Below are 18,377 nucleotides of genomic sequence, written 5' to 3'. Positions count from 1 at the left end.
TTTTGATTTTTATTCGGTTTTAAGTCGTTCTTGTTCTATGGTTTCTGCAAGACGTTTTTCTATAATTGGTTCGATCAACGTTTTCACAGGGTTGGTTTTTACAAATGGATATAACTCTAAGTCATTTTTCATTGTATCATGCGGATTCGGATGTTTATTAGTTCCTAATAACACATGATCTCCAGCATCAAATTGGTTTTGTTCTTTAGAGGCACTTTCTTTAATTTTCTTTTGAATAATACCTTCTTTGAGCTGGTTTAAGAATCCGCCATTTGCTTCAATATCTTTGAATAACGCTAAAGCCTTATCACTTAATTGAGTTGTTAAACTTTCAATATAATAAGCACCATCAGCAGGATTATCGACCTTATCAAAATAGCTCTCATGTTTTAAAACCAATAATTGATTACGTGAGATGCGATCACCAAATTCATTGTTTTTATGATAAATTGCATCATAAGGTAAATTGGTAATAACATTAGCGCCACCTAAAACAGCACTCATGCATTCAGTTGTCGTGCGTAGCATATTAGTATTGTAATCATAAATAGTCTTATTTCGCTTTGTAGGTGTTACTTTAATCAAACATTCTTGATTTATAGTATACTCTTGTGCTAAGGTACTATATAATGAACGCAATGCTCTCAATTTTGCAATTTCAAAAAAATAATTGGTACCAACAGATACATTAAAAATCACTTTTAGCGATTGCTTTTGAGTTGTATTTAATTTGCTGTCAAAATGATTAAAATACTCATTAATATGGGCGATTGCATAAGCTAATTGCTGAGTCATATTAGCGCCAGCGTTTTGGTAGAGGTCAACATTAATACTAATTGTATTTGTTTGTTTTACTACCATTTCAAAATGGTTGTGATCTTCTTTTAAGCTATGATACCAATTCCCTGTTCTCGCGAGATGACCAATAATGTCAACTTGAACATCACTATTTTTTACTGAAGGCATTTTCGCTATAAATTCTGAAGATAAAAACTGAGGCGTAATCGTTATTGGAGTAGAAGAGGAATCTATATCTTTTAATAGGTTTAAAATAGACGTATCTTCGGTAGGAATTACAAATTCAATAGTTTCTGCGCCTCTTGAAATAGCATCAACCGCTTTAGTATTTGATTTTCCAGTATGTGCTACAAAAATAGACTGGCCAATCTTAAATTCGCTAGCTTTAGCATCTGACATAAAAGGCAAATTATCGAATTCATCTGCGTGATAAAAGGGTTTGACATCTATGCCTTCATTGGTATTCCAAATTAGAGATTCGTTATAATCTGCTCCTTTTAAATCGGCTTGAATTTTTTGTTTCCACTGTTTTGAAGAAACTTTAGAAAAATTGCTAAATAATGTTTTACTCATCGTACTTCTCGAGTTTTAGGCTGTCTTCATATTCAATTATGTAGATATCTTCATTTTCTTTCTTCATATAGTATTTTTCACGAGCTAGTTTTTCTACGCCTTCCTCTGTACTTAACTCTTTAATGGCTTTATTGTCTTTTTCTATTCCACTTTTATAATATTCCTTTTCATCATTTAAATCATTCATATCTTTATTTAGTTCTCTATGAATGATTAATGAATTAGAATCAATAAACAACATCCATATCGCAAAAACGACAAAGACGATGGCATATATATTTTTAAGATATTTTAGCATTAATTTAATTTTTCGTTGATAATAGTTTTCACTATATCAACTGCAACTGTGTTGTATTTGTTGTTTGGAATTATAATATCTGCATATTCTTTCATGGGTTCTATAAACTGTTGATGCATAGGCTTAAGTGTTGTTTGGTATCTACTAAGCACTTCATCGATATCTCGTCCTCGTTCTGAAATATCACGCTTTAAACGTCGTATTAGGCGTTCATCACTATCGGCATGCACAAAAATCTTAATATCAAACATATCGCGTAATTCGGGATTTGTAAGAATTAAAATGCCTTCTACAATCATTACTTTACGTGGATTTGTTTTAATAACATCTCCTGTTCTGTTATGCTTTACAAAAGAATATACAGGCTGGTCTATAGCTTGTCCCTCTCTCAATTGTTTTAAATGTACTTCCAATAATTCAAAATCTATAGAACGTGGGTGATCAAAATTAATTTTCACACGTTCCTCATAACTCAAATGGGATGTGTCTTTATAATAGGAGTCCTGAGAAATAACACCGACTTCTCCTTCAGGTAATTCGTTAAGTATTTGATTTACAACAGTTGTTTTTCCACATCCTGTTCCTCCAGCAATTCCTATAATGAGCATAAATAATGACTGATTTTTTTGTTGGACAAATTTAACAATTATGATAGAAAATCATTGCTCAATTTCTGAAACTTCTTTTTCAGTTATCAACTCGTCATTTGTATTTCCCCAACTGTTCGTAATATAATTCATAACATCGGCAACTTCATTGTCTTCAAGTCCTAAAGGTGTCATAACACCATTGTATTTTACACCATTCACAGTAATCTCTCCTGATTGTCCATACTTAATAGATTTGATGCTTTCTATACGATTATTCATTAAATAATCTGATTTAGCAAGAGGAGGAAAGGTGTTGATTACGCCCTTGCCATTTGGCAAATGACAACTAACACAAAAATTGGTGTATACATCCTTTCCGCGTTTCATACTTGCTACAAGTTCAGGGTTTTGTTTTTCCTTAACTTCTTTTGCACTTTTCTTCTTTGTGACTTCTTCTTTTTTTTCAGAAGAATTACACGCAACAAAAGCAAGTAGAAGCATTAATGTGATTGCCGAGATTCTTTTCATTTATTCTTTTTTAAGTTTTACAATTCCTAAGTTTTCTATTCCTACATATATATAACCATCTGGTCCTTGATTAATTGAACGAACTCTACCTAAACCATCTAAAAGGCGTTCTTGTCTAATAACTTTATCATCTTCGATATAGCAATTATCTAAATACTGAAACTTTAGTGAACCAACCAATAAATTCCCTTTCCAGCCTTTATATTTATCACTTGAGATAAACTCCATACCACTTGGAGCAATAGATGGTGTCCAATAATGTAAAGGCTGTTCCATGCCTTTTCGTTCTGTTTCCTTAGTAATTCTTGTACCTGAATAATTAACTCCATAGGTAATTACTGGCCAACCATAGTTTTTGCCTGCACTTATAATATTTATTTCATCACCACCTTTGGGGCCATGCTCATGTGTCCAAATCTCTCTTGTTTCTGGATGAATGGCCATACCTTGCGGATTTCGATGTCCGTAAGAATAAATGGCAGTTTTTGCATTTTCGTCATTAATAAAGGGATTATCATCTGGTATAGAGCCGTCATCATGTAAGCGATATACTTTACCGCCATCACGAGTAATATCCTGTGGATTTACATCTCGATTACCACGTTCACCTATGGTAAAATATAAATAACCACTATCATCAAAAACAATTCTGGATCCAAAATGCTGACCTCTAGTCGTATTTGGAGTTGCTTTGTAGAGCACCTCTTTATTTATTAAAGCATTGTCTTTAAGCTGCGCACGCATAAGTGCAGTGTTACCACCTCTATCAGTGCCTTCGGAAGAAGCATATGTGATATAAATCCAACCGTTACTTTCATATTTAGGATGTAATTTAATGTCTAATAATCCTCCTTGACCTCGATTATAAACTTGAGGTACATTTTTGATAGTTATTTTCTTTCCATTTTTGAAATGAATAATTTCACCAGCTTTTTCATTAATCAACATTGAGCCATCTGGTAAAAAAGTGAATCCCCAAGGGTTATTTAGTTCAGAAACAACAAGTTCATAAGAATGTTCAGTATTGACGGGGTTTTTGTCTTGAGCACATGCATATAGACTTAGAAAACTAATAAAGAATAGAGATTGTCTTACAAATTTCATTAAATTAAATTTTATGCTTAAATTTAATAATAAAAGTTATCAATTTTTAAAGAAAAGATATATATTTGCACCTCGAATTTTTGGAGAAATTATTAATTTAAAGCTTCAAAAAGCTGATAACCGTTTTCGGGGTGTAGCGTAGCCCGGTTATCGCGCCGCGTTTGGGACGCGGAGGTCGCAGGTTCGAATCCTGCCACCCCGACTTTTATTAGGGCTCTTAGCTCAGCTGGATAGAGCACCTCCCTTCTAAGGAGGCGGTCGAAGGTTCGAATCCTTCAGGGCTCACTTAAAGCCGCACTAGTGATAGTGCGGCTTTTATGTTTTTAATGATTTTTATTTCCTTAATATTTTTCACAAAAAAAATACATTTTACATACATTTTTTACATACACAGAAAAATATAAGACATTGATAATAAGCATTTTGAGTTATAAAAAACTAGAAGCGGTCGATGGTGTAAAATGTATGTAAAATGTATTAGAGTATTTAGATTAGTTTTAATTGAATAACAAGTAAGATTTAATTTTTGGACCCTGATTGTAAAAAAGTATTCGCAATGATAAGATTAACTTTTATTGTTGCAATAGAAGTTATGAGTGAGTCTGTTTTTTTTATTATGTTTGCTAAAGAATTTGAGTTTTGATATTCATGTTGAAAAAATCCTTATATTAATGACTACATTTTATTTATCGATTGAGCAAGTCCCAACTTTTTTTGCGTTAATCAAATAAAAAATTATGAGAGATTTTGATATCCGTAAACTATTAAGAGATACTACCCTTAAAAAATTTATTGTAGATTCTGATTCTAAAATTGTTGATGAACTTAATATTCCAATTACAAAGTCGAGAATTGATATAGCGGTTTTAAATGGACATTTACATGGCTATGAAATAAAAAGCTCAAGAGATAACCTCATTAGACTACCTCATCAAATAGAAGGTTATTCAAAAGTTTTTGATTATTTAACTGTAGTTACGGAAAATAAACATCATGAAAAAATCCTTAAAATGTTACCTGAATGGGTTGGATTACAAGTATGTGTTGAAACGTCTGTCGGATTTAGAATTGAAACAATTCGTAAGCCATATATTAACAAAAACAAAGAAGGTTTTTTTCTTGCCAAATTGCTATGGAGAGAAGAAATTGAGAACATCTTAAAATCTCAAGAAATATCTTTTAGAAAAAAAGATACTGTATGGAAGTTAAGTGAATTATTAGGCTGTAAAATACCAACTAGAAAACTTTCTAAAATTGTCCGTGAAACTCTAAAGAAAAGAGTTGATTGGAAACTTAAAGAATACTATGCATGAGTGTTATGTGATGATTTTGGCTAAACTGTACCCATTGCATTGAATTTCCAGGGCTTCCGTTTTGTAAATCTTGTTGACTGATTTCAAAATATCGTAAATCTCCCCAACTAAATGCGTTACCGCTAAAATATGCTGAGTCAATTAGTTTCCTCGAGTGACTTATAAATTGTTTATGCCCAAGATGGTGATCAACAGTTCTTAAACCTCTATAGATAACATACTCTTGTGAAGTGCTATATTTTAAGCTAATTGAGCCCATATAATTTACATCTTCAAATATTGCCGTCTTAGTTCCATAGTCTCCATATTTAATCATATCTAAATTGCCTCTAGCTATATTATTAAATAAGCTCCACTCATATCTAACAATTGTGTGAGCTTCTTCTGAGCTTTCAAAACCTCCTAAACCAGCTGGAAATGAAGATGAAGCTAGAATAACAGATTCAAATTGATTCAAGTCATAATTTAAATTTTGCAAAACGACACCTGCAGAAGATCCAATTGTATTATAATTTCCTGAATCAATTTGACCAAGATCTGTTAGAATTATCAAATTATTTAATTCAATTCTAAATTCACCTATAAGATTTGCGATGTCATTGTCCATGTGGACAAAACCTCCACTTGAATTAGAAAAACGAAAGCATAAATTGCAATTATAATTACCAACCAACTCTCTAATCAAGTTCTTGTATGATTGAGTAGAGTTAGTTTGTACTGACGGTATTATGTTTACACCTGAGTTTAATAATCTAATTAGAGTATCTCTTAAAAAATCTATATGATTATCCCACTCAACAAAAAGAGAAAAGTCTAGTATGATCTGATTATTAAAAAAATTCCAATGAGTGCGTAAGAACCTTTCAAATTTGTCTGAGTACGACATTGTCTCAACGCCAGTGGCTTTGTCTGTCTTAAATTTTATTAGAGTACTATTAATCACTTCTATTATTGGACATATTTCATCTTTGACATGCTGCTCTAGATGTTGTAAAGCTCCGATTTCTCCATTTTTTGATACTAATATTGGATAGTAGTTTTTCATAATTTTTGTAAATTTGTAATATAGTGAGTTGGACGTATGTCCCGCCGCTGGGAAGCCTTAAGTTTTTTAAATTTAAGGTTTCACCGTGTTTAGGGGAAAAATTTCAATCCATATCCTCTTTTTTCTCCATACCGACTGCGGTATATTTTATTTTCAAATAAATCATATGTTGGCTGACTCCTTTCAGGTGACAATACTTTTCTTGCTATTGGATAAGCGCATAAATCTGCAAGTTGCAAGCCGTTTATATTTTGATTTTTTGCTCTAAAAAACAAATTTGGATGACATACTTTAAAATCGTCAGTTGATTTATAATCTGTTCCATAACGGACAATTTTTGTGTACAATTTTTTCAAATCTCTATCTTTTCTATTACCTCTTTTTTCCAAACAAAAATGTAGCGTCTGTTTTTTATTATTCTCTCCAATGCTAGAAATAGATCTTTCACATAAAAACTTTAATGCATCTTCATATGCGAAATTATGAAGAGGGTATTTCTTTTTATATTCTTCTTTATTGACTATGCATGAAATAACTTTATATGTATGTTGTGTGAAAATCTTCTCAATACCATTATAGAATTCATTTAATACTTTTTTATCTTGAAAGACTTTAAACGCTCCCTTATTTTTACGCATGGTATATGAATGAAGTATCACATCTTCATTGCCAAAAAGCTTTCTTTTTAAATCTTTTAATTCTGTGTCAAATCTGTTATAATGATCTTCCCGAAACACTACACCGCAAAGAGCAAAAATGTTATATCTAGGATCTAAATTATTAATGTTGGCTTCGCCAGTTTCATCAATAAATACAAAGTATCTCATAAAAAGAACACATTCGAATTAAAAAACGTCAATTGAATTAATTATACTATAGGGAAGAATTATGTTAAATCTACAAAAAAAATGTAGAAAATTATTACAAATTTTGAAAATCATGACAAATATTAGCTTTTCTATTTTTTAATATAATTGAGAATAAAACTATTTGTAAGATATAACTTACAAAAAAATGTATTTATTTTGTATTTATCAATTTAAACTAAAGGTAATACATTGATTATTAATAAGTTAAAATTTATTCTAAATCCCTTCTAAGGAGGCGGTCGAAGGTTCGAATCCTTCAGGGCTCACAGAATCCCTTTCATTAGTTTGGAAGGGATTTCTTGTTTTATAGACCTAAACAATGTCTTTTTTATTCATAATTACAACTTAATTTAAGGTGTCGTTCGTCGATATTTCATCTTTAAAAACACACTTAATCGAATATTTTTATCATTTAAACGATAAAATAGTTTGGTTTTGTGGATTTTAAAATTACCTTTGTCTTATATTTCATTAAACCCCAAATCGATGAAAAACCTACTTAAAAATGCAATTGCATGTGCAATTGTTATGACTACATGCTTTAATTGTTCTGTAGAATCAATTGAAAGCGACCAGTTTGATAACTTAATTCTGGAGAATCAAAATACTCAAGATCCTTGTTCAAATCAAGATCCTCAAGCTAGGATAACTAACAACGGTACAGTCTCTATTACTTTACAAATTGCTAATATAGATGGAACTTTGTTGCATACAGTTTCTAATCTTGCTCCAGGTGATGCTTCTGGGTTTTTGACTTTTTCTGCAGACGATATTATTTTTAATGTATCAAAGAACACAACTGGAATTAGTGATGAAAAAGTTGTGTATACTATGGATCAGTGCATGAGTTTTGATATGGAAGTTGATGTGGATAATTATCTTACAAGTAGTACACCACAAAATCTTTAATCTGCTTTTGAGCAAACAATTACAATTTTTTCGTTCAGATAATTCGTAGTAAAAAAGAGATAGGTGTTTCCTCCATCTTTTATGCGATATTTTTTACGGAGTTGTTGCACTGTTTCTGAAAAATTTCTAGTGGTAATATTTGCTTGGGAGATTTTTAACGACTTTAGTCTTTTTTTGTTGTAATCGATTACGTTTTCAACTTTAAAAGAACGTCCGGGAAATTGAATCAAATCATTACTGGTATACAAATGGGAATGCTGGTGTAGCTTTGAAACTTTTAGATGTTCTGCTAAACTGTTAAAACCTCCAGATTTTAAAATTGACGAATTAGGCTCAAAAAGATACCTTAATGGTAGTTCATAAGTAATATTGGCTTGTGATTCGTTATTTAGTTTAAACGAAAAGGTATCTTTATATCCTTCTATTATATTAGCGGTTTTGATAGTTATTTGACTATTAAAACCGTTTTCTAGTATCCATATTAACTCTTTTACTTCATTCTTTACAGCTACAACATGAATATCTTTGACATGCTTAAGCTCATTTATTCCTACTGAAATATCTAATAAAGGAGATGTTTTAATCGCAATAGTACTGCTATAATCAAATAAAGTCTCTAAATGTTCTGGGATATTTGGTAAGCAATCCTTCAGAAAAAACACTTTGCCTTTACTGTCATGCCTACGTGAAGGGTCAACATATATCCAATCATAATGGAATGAGTTAGCTTTCAAATACTCCATGCCATCTAAGGGAACAGTAGTTACATTTGTAACACCTAATTGCATATAATTATGCTCAACAATGCTTGATAATGATGTATCGATCTCACAGTGTGTAACTTCATTAAACCGCTTCGAAAAGTAAAAACAATCTACACCAAATCCGCCAGTAATGTCTATAATCGACTGTCCAGAAAACAACAGTGACTTATACAGTGCAGTAATTTCTGAAGATGTTTGTTCGATATTGAGTTTGTTGGGGAAATAAATACCTTTCTTAGAAAACCAAGTGGGGAGTTTTTTTTTGCACTTTGTCTTGGCTTGAATTTGTTCAATAATCTCACGAGTAGTGACCTGTTCGAAATTAGTACCCTTTAAAAGAATCTTAGTTGCTTCTGTTGTTAGATTTTTGGTGATAAAATCTTGAATTTCAGTATTTAAAACTTTAATATTCAATTGCTAATTATAAACCTTGAGTTAATTTTTTCACCATTTTATTATCTGATAAAAACTCTTTTAAAATAACTTTAATGGCTGTGTATGATGGTACAGCCACAATCATTCCTACAACACCAAAAAGTAAACCAGCAATAATGATAATCAAGAATATTTCTAGAGGATGTGATTTTACACTTTTTGAAAAAATATAAGGTTGACTAAAGAAGTTATCAACTAATTGGGCAACCGCAATAATAATCATAGTGTAAATAATTTTTGGTAAAATGATATCATTAAAACTGTCACCTAAGTTATTAGTCATTACTAAAAACAACATTAGAATGGCTCCAATTAAAGGACCTAGATATGGAATTAAGTTAATGAGAGCACATAAAAACGCAATTACTACAGCATTCTTAACACCTATGATTAATAGCCCAATAGTATAAATCACAAACAATATTAAAATTTGAAAAAAGAGTCCAACAAAATAACGCGACAATAAATCTGAGATCTTTGTAAATGAACGTTTAGTCTTTGATTCCTTTTGATTTGGCACAAATGTTAAAATGCCTTTTTGAAATAAGTTACTATCCTTTAAAAAGAAAAATGCAATAAATAAAACAGACATCAAGCCTATGCTAAAACTTCCTAAACCAGAGACAATACTGTTTAAAAAATTTGGAATGACGCTATAATCTAAATTGGATAAAACTTTGGATTCTTTTATAGCTTGTTCAGCGTCTATGTGATTGAGTTCTAAATATGCAATTCCAGATCTATAGAGCTCTTCTATGTTTTCTTGCAAAGCAGTAATATCAAGTAGTGATAAGTTTTGTCCTTGCTCGACAAGAAGCGGAATTAAAAGTCCGATAACGCCCACAAAAATCCCGACAAGAAAAAGCATAGTCACAACAACAGCTATTGTATTTCTAAACTTTAATCGTCGTCTTAAAAAAATAACGATAGGTCTTCCGATAAGTGAAATAACAGCTGCAATGAGAATATATACGATTACTGATTGAATTTTGTACAGGAAGTAAAGTACAAGCGCAACAGCTACTACAATGCCAACTGCTCTTAGGATACCATTTGCAATAGTTCTAGAATTCATTTGATTGATTTTACTTTATAAATATATAAAGACTTTATTTAAGTTGCCTTGTAATTTCATACAAAGTGATGCTAGTGGCTTGTACAACATTCATACTACTATTTTGACCATACATATCTATGTGAATTGTCGCATCACAAGTATTCAAAATTGCTTCCGAAACGCCAAAGTTTTCATCTCCTATAACCAATGCGATAGGTGTGTCTTTCGGAAATATATAATCTACCAAAGCTTTACTATTTGTAGTAATCTCAAGGGCAACGATAAAATAGCCGCTATTTTTTAATGATAAAACTACATCTGAAGCATTTGCTTTTACCTCATATTTAACCGATTTCTCAGTCGCTCTAGACGTTTTCATCATTTTTCGACCTAATGGTATGTGCTCACCACAAAAAATAATCTGCTCAATACCAAATGCATCAGCAGTCCTAAATAAGCTACCAATGTTTGGTGCATTTGTAACATGCTCACAAACTAAAGTAATTGGAAAGTTGCGTTTGTTAAAATGTGTAGAGTAGTGGTCGAGCTGCATATATTCGAGTCTAATTGGAGTTAAACTCTTTTAACTCAATAAATTCTAAGCGAGTATTTTCTAAGCAGCACATTACACAGTTCCAATCGCGACCATTCGAAACTCCAACTGTATAAGTATGGCTGTTAATTTGGCTCAAAGGCATTCTTAAAAAAACCACAATCATTAACGCAGTTAAACCTTTAAAAACAATGTTCTTTGTGTACATAAGCATTAGTTCTCAAAGGCATATTTGACAATATTAGCTCCCATTTTAAGTGCTTTTTCTCTAACATCTTCGGGATCGTTGTGCACTTCAGGATCTTCCCATCCATCACCAAGATCACTTTCGAAAGTAAACAATAATACTAATCTACTTTCATGAAAAAGTCCTAAAGCTTGTGGTCGTTTGCCATCATGCTCATGAATTTTTGGTAAGCCTTCAGGAAATTTATAGGCAATATTAAATATTTCGTGATCTTTTGGTAATTCTATCAACTCCTGATTAGGGAACACTTTTTTAAGCTCTTTTTTTATGTATGGTTCCATTCCGTAATTGTCATCGATATGAAGAAAGCCTCCAGAAACTAAGTATTTGTTTAAATTTTCAGCATCCTCGTCTGTCAAGAATATGTTTCCATGACCTGTCATATGTAAGAGCGGGAACTGAAAAATATCAACACTACCAACTTCAACAACTTGTGGCTTTTCATTCATCTGTGTTTTGATATTGTCATTACAGAATTCGATTAAATTTGGTAATGCTGTAGGGTTGCTATACCAATCTCCTCCACCTTTATACTTAACTATGGCTAAATCCTGAGCACTAGCTGTAAAAGCTGTTAAACTTATCATAAGTATTAATAGCACTGTAAGATTTCTTAAATGTTGCGAACTAAACTTCATATCTCAAAAATAAAAAATAAGCGCTATGAAACATATCCTTTTAACGTTATTTATGATACCATTACTTTTTTCTACGGAAAAAGTAGAAACCTATCCGCCTGTTACTGTATTAGAATTATTTACATCTCAAGGTTGTTCTAGTTGCCCGCCAGCCGATAAGCTTTTAACAGCAATTCAAGATAGAGATGATAAAAATAGCGTGATAGCCTTGTCATATCATGTTGATTATTGGAATTATATAGGCTGGAAAGATCCGTTTAGTAAAGAATCTTTTAGTGATAAGCAACGTTCGTATAGCCGAAAATTTAATAGCAGCACTATTTATACACCTCAAGTCGTGGTGAACGGAAAGGAGCATTTTGTTGGTTCTAATGAAGTTGTGATGAAAAACAAATTAAAGGCTTATGCGTCAATTGCGTCAAAAAACAAAATAGATGTTACATCTATAGTTAACTCACAAGACAATATAAGTTTTGAGTATAGCATTGTTGGAAGTATTAAAAATAAAGTGTTGCGTGTGGCTTTGGTTATTGAAGAACGCATTACTAAAATCGCTCGTGGTGAAAACAGAAATAGAACACTAAAAAATTCAAATATCGTCGTATTAGAGGATAAACTGAATTTAAAAAGTGCTACGGGAACTCATCAATTGACCATTCCGAATCTTGTAAATAAAACAGATAAAATAAAACTTGTTTTTATTATACAAAATACTGATTTAGATATTCTTGGTGCGAGTCAGGTAAACTTATAGTTCATTATAAAAAGCAACCGAATGACAGGCTACTATAGCTGCTGTTTCTGTACGTAACCTTGTAGAGCCAAGTGCAACAGGAGTAAATTTGTTTTGTAAAGCAAACTCAATTTCATTTGTGCTAAAATCACCTTCAGGACCAATTAAAATAGTAACATGCTCATTGGTTTTTAGTACATGTTTCAAAGCCGTTCTATCTGTATCCTCGCAGTGCGCAATAAACCGTTGTCCTTTAAAATTTTTAGCAATAAACTCTTTAAACGAAATAGCATCATGAAGAATTGGTGCATAGCAACTTAAAGATTGCTTCATTGCAGATTGTATTATTTTTTCAAAACGTTCTGGTTTTATAACACGTCGTTCGCTATTATCACAAAAAACAGGAGTGATACTGTCTATACCAATTTCAGTAGCTTTTTCTAAAAACCACTCGTAACGATCGTTCATTTTGGTAGGCGCAACAGCTAGATGCAGGGTGTACTCTCTTTTTGGTTGCAACTCACAAGATTGAATTAATGCAATACAATTTTTAATATCGGAAAGACTGATTTCAGCAGTAAACAAATACCCTTTACCGTTGGTGATATGTAATGTGTCACCTACCGATTTACGCAATACTTTTACAATATGTCTACTTTCTTCCTTAGAAAAACGTATTTCAGAATCGCCTTGTGATAAATCTTGATTGTAAAAGAGTTGCATTATTTTCTTGGTTCGGTAACTTTTAAGACTTTAACTTCATCGATAAGCTGTTGTTCTTGCGTCATAACAACAACATAATAGGCCTTAATCTCTGGAATATCAATGGTGAATATATCGTCTGCTACATAATTCCCATTAACGATTGGTTTTTCAAATTCTGGATGTAGATCCCCTTCCTTAAACCAGCCCATGTCGCCGCCACGTTTAGCAGTTTCGTCCATAGAGTATTGTGACGCTAAGTCAGTAAACATATAACCTTCATGATATTTAGCAATCACTTTTTTTCGTATCGCGTTAATCTCTTCAATAGATTTTTTGTTTCCGTCTAAAAACACCACGCTTACTTTATAATAAGGTATTTTATACTTCTCAATAACTTTATAATATGTTTTTTGAGGAGCATCTGAGAACGATTTTTTAGCTCCAACGCGCATTCCAAATATAGCTTCGGCCATACGTGTGTGGTGCTTTACTTTATTAAAAACAATCACTTTCCCTTTAGCTTTCTTATTCTTCTCAAAAAATATAGTGACATCATCTAGTGTTTGAACAGAATCTAAAGATTTTTCGAAATTATCTTGAGCAAAGGCAATTGAAGCCGATAGAAAAATTAAAGTAGATAGTAAGAATTTAAACATAGTTATAGGATGTATTATTTAATGCTTCAAATTTAAAAGGATGAAGACATTGTTAAACACTTTGGTATTGAAGTTTTTAAGAAATGATTGTTTATAACTTTTAAAACAGTTTATCTCACTGCAATCATGCTAATTTCAACATTAACGAACTTAGGCAAATTAGCCACTTCTACGGTTTCACGTGCAGGTGCAGTATTGACATCAAAATATTTGGCATAGACTTCATTAATTTGAGAAAAATTATGCATATCACTTATAAATATTGAAGTTTTTATGACATTGTCAAAAGTCATTTCTGCTGCATCTAATACCGCTTTTAAATTTTGCATCACTTGTTCTGTTTCTGCAGAGATAGAATCTAAAACCAATTCACCAGTAGTCACATCAATAGCGATTTGACCTGAAGTATATAAGGTGTTTCCTGTTAAAACAGCTTGATTATAAGGCCCAATTGGTGCTGGAGCATTTGGTGTATTTATTATAGTTTTCATAATATGTTGGTTTTATGTTATAATTGTTGATCTCGTTGTCTACGCTTATCATACTTAAGATCTTTAAGTAGATTCGATCGTATACCTATAAAGAAATTCCATGAGTTGTATTGTCCAAACGGAACCCAAGTAAAGTTCATTCGCCAACTTAATAGATCACGCTCAAAGCGTAATTGTGTTTGTGTAAACCCTTTGTTTACAAAATCATAACCTGAGGATGCGCCAACTGCCCAACGTGGAGATAGTTCGATATCACCTGAGAACATCAGGGAATTGTTCGAGATTCTATTTTGCCTAGCCGAATTGGTATAATTCACAGCGTAAGCCAAGCGGAGACTCCAGGGGATTTTATAATTGTAAAATTCTGAAGGTTCCTTCTTTTTATCTGAGCGATCTACGTCAGTTAATCGTTGATCGGCAAAATCTTGAGGTTTACCAAATAAATCATCTGCTCGTCCACCACTACGCAAAGATTCTTGAATAGCACGATCATCTTCGTCACCATCTTCACCTTCAAATTCTTTACTAGAAAGCGAGTAGCTAATGTTAAGGTTGGCTGATGTTAAACGAAATAAACTCCCACCATTGTCAATATTGAATTTATCAATTTTTCGATTGTTATTATCCAAAGCATATGGATCTAATACCATTCCAAAGTTAATATTCATCTTATCTTTTAAGATGGTGGTTCCACCAGAAACTCTTAATGGACTCCATTGCAACGAATCGCCAGCAAAATTATAAGACGTAGAAAAATTAAGGTTATTTAGTAGCTTAATCTTTTTAGGTTCTGTTGCTGTACTATCGCGATCTCTTACTTTGGCTTCAAAGTTATTACCTACCGAAATTCCCATAGAACTAGAAAAGGTCCTGTTAGGCACACCAAATAAAGCGCCTTCAAACCTTGTGAATTGCTCTCTTTGCACTTCTCCAGCAGTAGTTCCATCTGCATCTACAATCTCAAAAGTGTCATAATACTGATCAAAAGCCGGATTGATATTATAACTTATCGAAGGGCGAATGACATGTCTAACCTGTTGAATTTTTGATGTACTGCCTTCTTTCCCAAACATTCCATATATAGTAGTTCCGATACTCGCGCTAAAATTATAGGTTAGAAAACGATCAAATTGGTTGAGATCTTCAGTTACAATCTCGTCATTCTCTTGGTCATAGAATCGATTGATCGTATTAAGTGTCCAGTTCTCTTCAAAATTAGCATTTGCACTCATGCTAAAATACTTAAACACTTTAAAGTTGGTCGATACAGGTATAGAATGTACAGCGCCTACACGTGCATCATCGAACATTTCAGATTTAAAGAATAATGAATCTGTTGTTTGTATTCTGTTTTCACCTCGTACATTATATTGCAAGTTTATATTTTGGATAATTCCCTTTTTTGTACCTGCTTTTGGTGCAAAAGGAAATACACGACTAACACTAGCCTGAATGGTTGGCAAAGTCATATTAATTTGCTCTGTGTTAGTGTTTTGAGAATGTGTTGCAGTAACGTTCATATTCACTTGAGGTTCTCCTGAAAACGTTTTTGAGTATGAAATCGATGATGCTAAGGTGTTATTTTGAGTATTTGATAAATTAAGCTGATTAATAGATTGTCTGTAATACTGACTACTACCTAAGTTTACCGATGCCGAAAAGCGCGAGTTGGGATTTGCTTTTGCATCTTGATTGTGAGACCATCTGATGTTATAAATGGTAGATTTTGCAAAGTCTGGAAAACCGCGTTCACTGTTGATTAGGTTTTCAAATCTAAAACTTAGAGTCCCTCTAAATTTATAGCGCAAGGCATAATTACTTTCTAAACGCAAACCATAACTACCATTGGTATAATAATCTCCCAAAACAGCTAAATCTAGATAGTCACTTATGGCAAAATAGTAACCACCATTTTGCAAAAAATAACCTCTGTCATTACCAAGATCTTGACCAGGAGTTGGCATGATAACACCAGACGTTTGCTTTTTGGTCATTGGGAAATAGGCAAAAGGCAATCCAATAGGAGTAGGGACATCATAGATAAATAAATTGGTCACACCTGTCACTACTTTTACACCAGGAACAACTTTTGCTATTCGCATTAGAAAATAATATTCTGGATCGTCTAAATTTTCTGAAGTAGTAAACTTTCCATTTTTTATAAAAAGTATAGAATCATTTTCCCGTTTTGTTTCTTCGGCTATTATTGTGCCTTCGCCATATTCGGTTTTAGAATTAAATATTTTGGCCTTTCTTGTGACAGTATTCGATATGATAGAATCGGCCTCAACAACACTCTGACCTTGAGTGAATACAGGGGCTTGTGTGTATACACCAGCTGAATCTTTTAGTCGTCCAGCATAAACCAAATTTTTTGTATGATCAATGACAATGATACCAGCTTTGATATTCATGTCTGTGTAGTTCACTTCTGCTTCGTTATAAAGCGTTGTTCTGTTTTCTCTTTGATTAAGCCTTACGTAGTCTTTGGCTTTATAATTTACAATACCAGCAAGGACTTCTTTTTTCTTTGGAACTGAATCATTTTTCACACTATCCTGTTCCTTAATATTAAGTGGTTTTGACAATAAAGTGTCTACAGAAACCGTAACTGTATCTTTTTCAGTTTTTGGTTTTATAGGGTCCTTCGTATTTGGCAACTCTTGTGCAAAGCAAAACATGTTAATAAACATGGTAAAACTTAGGGTAAAAAGTATGTGTAAGCTTTTTGTACGCAATGCTTTTAAATGTATTTTTGCTAAAGTATGGCTCGGTTTTTGAATTGCCAAAATTACATATATTTTTTATGATTAATTTATAATTCAATTAATTTATCAAAAGTATTCAAAGCTTATCAAACCTAGGTGTTTGAAGACTTAAAATAAACCGAGTTGATTAAACGTTAAACACGTATGAAAACGATAACACATTATATATTCGTATTGGTAGCCTTTTTATTTACCAGTATTTTAACATCTGCTCACGCACTTCAAAAAGATCCAGATAAATTTGTGGTCGTTTTAGATGCAGGTCATGGAGGTCATGATTCTGGAAACTTGGGTAGTGGTTATAAGGAAAAAGATATAGCTTTAAAGATTATTCTTCAAATAGGTAAAGCCTTGGAGAAAAATGATGACATTAAAGTTATCTACACAAGAAAGAAGGATGTTTTCGTAACCTTGAGAGGTCGCGCAAAAATTGCTAATGACGCAGATGCCGATTTATTTGTATCAGTACATTGTAATGCTCATAATTCTTCTGCCAATGGAACTGAAACATTTGTTTTAGGGCTTCACGCGAATCAGCGTAATTTTGAAATTGCAAAAAAGGAGAACGAAGTAATTTTCTTAGAAGCTGATTATGAACAGCATTATGAAGGATTTGATCCTAATTCGCCAGAATCGTTTATCACTTTAAGTCTTTTACAAGAAGACTATTTAGACCAAAGTATTAGATTGGCTAGATATATAGAAGACAATTTCAAATCACAACAAAAACGAAAGAGTAGAGGTGTGAAACAAGCTGGGTTTTGGGTATTACACAATACATATATGCCAAGTGTTTTAGTAGAAACAGGTTTTTTAACTTATAAAAAAGAAGGATCTTATTTAAACTCTAAAACTGGACAATCAAAAATGTCTAAGTCTATTACAGATGCCATTTTAGATTACAAAAAGCAACTAGATCTTAATGTTGGTGAAAATATATATCAAGACACTAGCACAACAACAGAAGTAGAACCACAAATTGTCGATAATGTGGTGTTTAAGGTTCAAATTGCAGCAAGCTCAAAAGAATTAGCGCCAAAGTCTTATAATTTTAAAGGATTGCCAGAAATTTCTAGAGAGAAAGTGGGTAATATTTACAAGTATTTTTATGGATATACTTCAGACTATAGTAAGATAAAGCAATTTCAGTCTGAGGCCAAAGCAAAAGGTTATGCAGACTGTTTTGTAGTCGCTTATAAAGATGGAAACAAAATAGATGTTTCCGAAGCATTAAAATCTGCATCTAATTAGAAACATTCTTTATATATTTATCACTAATTTTGTTTTAACCCAAAATTGTAAA

The 18,377-nt window shown here is 32.4% G+C and carries 19 protein-coding genes and 2 tRNA genes; 6 read left to right on the top strand and 15 right to left on the bottom strand.

Features of this window, described 5'->3' with window-relative positions:
- Positions 1-9: 9 nt before the first annotated feature.
- From Q0783_RS09660 to Q0783_RS09640, 5 genes are read right to left on the bottom strand one after another with little or no spacing between them, the layout of a single operon-like run.
- Positions 10-1,371, bottom strand: coding sequence for a methylmalonyl-CoA mutase subunit beta (locus tag Q0783_RS09660; RefSeq protein WP_298894683.1), 1,362 nt, complete (start codon positions 1,369-1,371; stop codon positions 10-12).
- On the bottom strand, positions 1,364-1,669 hold the full coding sequence (locus tag Q0783_RS09655) for a septum formation initiator family protein (protein WP_298894681.1): 306 nt from the start codon (positions 1,667-1,669) through the stop codon (positions 1,364-1,366). The genes Q0783_RS09660 and Q0783_RS09655 overlap by 8 nt, the downstream gene beginning before the upstream one ends.
- On the bottom strand, positions 1,669-2,277 hold the full coding sequence (gene udk, locus Q0783_RS09650; protein ID WP_230935109.1) for a uridine kinase: 609 nt from the start codon (positions 2,275-2,277) through the stop codon (positions 1,669-1,671). The genes Q0783_RS09655 and udk overlap by 1 nt, the downstream gene beginning before the upstream one ends.
- A gap of 51 nt (positions 2,278-2,328) precedes the next feature.
- Positions 2,329-2,787: a cytochrome c gene (locus Q0783_RS09645; RefSeq protein ID WP_298894679.1), complete on the bottom strand. Its 459-nt coding sequence runs from the start codon at positions 2,785-2,787 to the stop codon at positions 2,329-2,331.
- Complete coding sequence (locus Q0783_RS09640; protein WP_298894675.1) at positions 2,788-3,891, bottom strand: PQQ-dependent sugar dehydrogenase; 1,104 nt, start codon at positions 3,889-3,891, stop codon at positions 2,788-2,790.
- 127 nt (positions 3,892-4,018) lie between these two features.
- Here Q0783_RS09640 and Q0783_RS09635 point away from each other — a divergent pair.
- The 3 genes from Q0783_RS09635 to Q0783_RS09625 all read left to right on the top strand — a co-directional run bounded on the left by Q0783_RS09635 (position 4,019) and on the right by Q0783_RS09625 (position 5,204).
- A tRNA-Pro gene (locus Q0783_RS09635) sits at positions 4,019-4,093 on the top strand.
- Between the two features lie 9 nt (positions 4,094-4,102).
- Positions 4,103-4,176: transfer RNA gene (locus Q0783_RS09630), tRNA-Arg, on the top strand.
- Positions 4,177-4,628: 452 nt separating this feature from the next.
- Positions 4,629-5,204 carry a sce7726 family protein gene (locus tag Q0783_RS09625; RefSeq protein ID WP_298894674.1) on the top strand — a complete coding sequence of 192 codons (576 nt, stop codon included), beginning with the start codon at positions 4,629-4,631 and terminating at the stop codon, positions 5,202-5,204.
- Here the strand turns inward: Q0783_RS09625 and Q0783_RS09620 are convergent.
- Both Q0783_RS09620 and Q0783_RS09615 read right to left on the bottom strand, forming a co-directional pair.
- Complete coding sequence (locus Q0783_RS09620; RefSeq protein WP_298894673.1) at positions 5,185-6,249, bottom strand: hypothetical protein; 1,065 nt, start codon at positions 6,247-6,249, stop codon at positions 5,185-5,187. The genes Q0783_RS09625 and Q0783_RS09620 overlap by 20 nt on opposite strands.
- A gap of 89 nt (positions 6,250-6,338) precedes the next feature.
- On the bottom strand, positions 6,339-7,076 hold the full coding sequence (locus Q0783_RS09615; RefSeq protein WP_298894672.1) for a DUF3800 domain-containing protein: 738 nt from the start codon (positions 7,074-7,076) through the stop codon (positions 6,339-6,341).
- Positions 7,077-7,604: 528 nt separating this feature from the next.
- On the opposite strand from Q0783_RS09615, the gene Q0783_RS09610 reads away from it, so the two are divergent.
- On the top strand, positions 7,605-8,027 hold the full coding sequence (locus Q0783_RS09610; RefSeq protein WP_298761243.1) for a hypothetical protein: 423 nt from the start codon (positions 7,605-7,607) through the stop codon (positions 8,025-8,027).
- On the opposite strand, the gene Q0783_RS09605 is transcribed toward Q0783_RS09610, so the two are convergent.
- The 4 genes from Q0783_RS09605 to Q0783_RS09590 form a co-directional block, all read right to left on the bottom strand.
- The gene (locus Q0783_RS09605; protein WP_298894671.1) at positions 8,024-9,205 is read right to left on the bottom strand and encodes a class I SAM-dependent methyltransferase; all 1,182 of its coding nucleotides are present in this window, start codon (positions 9,203-9,205) and stop codon (positions 8,024-8,026) included. The two genes, Q0783_RS09610 and Q0783_RS09605, sit on opposite strands and share 4 nt — an antisense overlap.
- Positions 9,206-9,212: 7 nt before the next feature.
- The gene (locus Q0783_RS09600; RefSeq protein WP_298894670.1) at positions 9,213-10,301 is read right to left on the bottom strand and encodes an AI-2E family transporter; all 1,089 of its coding nucleotides are present in this window, start codon (positions 10,299-10,301) and stop codon (positions 9,213-9,215) included.
- A gap of 34 nt (positions 10,302-10,335) precedes the next feature.
- A complete protein-coding gene (locus Q0783_RS09595; protein WP_298894669.1) occupies positions 10,336-10,836 on the bottom strand; it encodes a TrmH family RNA methyltransferase in 501 nt (166 codons plus the stop codon).
- A gap of 213 nt (positions 10,837-11,049) precedes the next feature.
- A complete protein-coding gene (locus Q0783_RS09590; RefSeq protein ID WP_298894668.1) occupies positions 11,050-11,670 on the bottom strand; it encodes a DUF4159 domain-containing protein in 621 nt (206 codons plus the stop codon).
- A gap of 76 nt (positions 11,671-11,746) precedes the next feature.
- Between Q0783_RS09590 and Q0783_RS09585 the strand changes: the two genes are divergently transcribed.
- Positions 11,747-12,475 (top strand): thioredoxin family protein, encoded by a 729-nt coding sequence (locus Q0783_RS09585; protein ID WP_298894667.1) that lies wholly within the window; start codon positions 11,747-11,749, stop codon positions 12,473-12,475.
- Here Q0783_RS09585 and Q0783_RS09580 read toward each other — a convergent pair.
- From Q0783_RS09580 to Q0783_RS09565, 4 genes are all read right to left on the bottom strand, one after another.
- The gene (locus Q0783_RS09580; RefSeq protein WP_298894666.1) at positions 12,470-13,177 is read right to left on the bottom strand and encodes a 16S rRNA (uracil(1498)-N(3))-methyltransferase; all 708 of its coding nucleotides are present in this window, start codon (positions 13,175-13,177) and stop codon (positions 12,470-12,472) included. The two genes, Q0783_RS09585 and Q0783_RS09580, sit on opposite strands and share 6 nt — an antisense overlap.
- Complete coding sequence (locus Q0783_RS09575) at positions 13,177-13,815, bottom strand: peptidylprolyl isomerase (RefSeq protein ID WP_298894665.1); 639 nt, start codon at positions 13,813-13,815, stop codon at positions 13,177-13,179. Before Q0783_RS09575 ends, Q0783_RS09580 begins: the two co-directional genes overlap by 1 nt.
- A 110-nt stretch (positions 13,816-13,925) precedes the next feature.
- Entirely contained in the window at positions 13,926-14,306 is a 381-nt protein-coding gene (locus Q0783_RS09570) for a Rid family detoxifying hydrolase (RefSeq protein ID WP_298894664.1), read from the bottom strand.
- A 17-nt stretch (positions 14,307-14,323) separates the two neighbouring features.
- Positions 14,324-17,095: a putative LPS assembly protein LptD gene (locus tag Q0783_RS09565; protein WP_298894663.1), complete on the bottom strand. Its 2,772-nt coding sequence runs from the start codon at positions 17,093-17,095 to the stop codon at positions 14,324-14,326.
- A 123-nt stretch (positions 17,096-17,218) separates the two neighbouring features.
- On the opposite strand from Q0783_RS09565, the gene Q0783_RS09560 reads away from it, so the two are divergent.
- Positions 17,219-18,325 carry an N-acetylmuramoyl-L-alanine amidase gene (locus tag Q0783_RS09560; protein WP_298894662.1) on the top strand — a complete coding sequence of 369 codons (1,107 nt, stop codon included), beginning with the start codon at positions 17,219-17,221 and terminating at the stop codon, positions 18,323-18,325.
- The last annotated feature ends 52 nt before the right edge of the window (positions 18,326-18,377 follow it).

The sequence above is a fragment of the uncultured Psychroserpens sp. genome (assembly GCF_947500255.1).
Classification (GTDB): domain Bacteria; phylum Bacteroidota; class Bacteroidia; order Flavobacteriales; family Flavobacteriaceae; genus Psychroserpens.
Note: the sequence above shows the minus strand (reverse complement) of the source record. Positions and strands in the feature narration are given on the sequence as shown.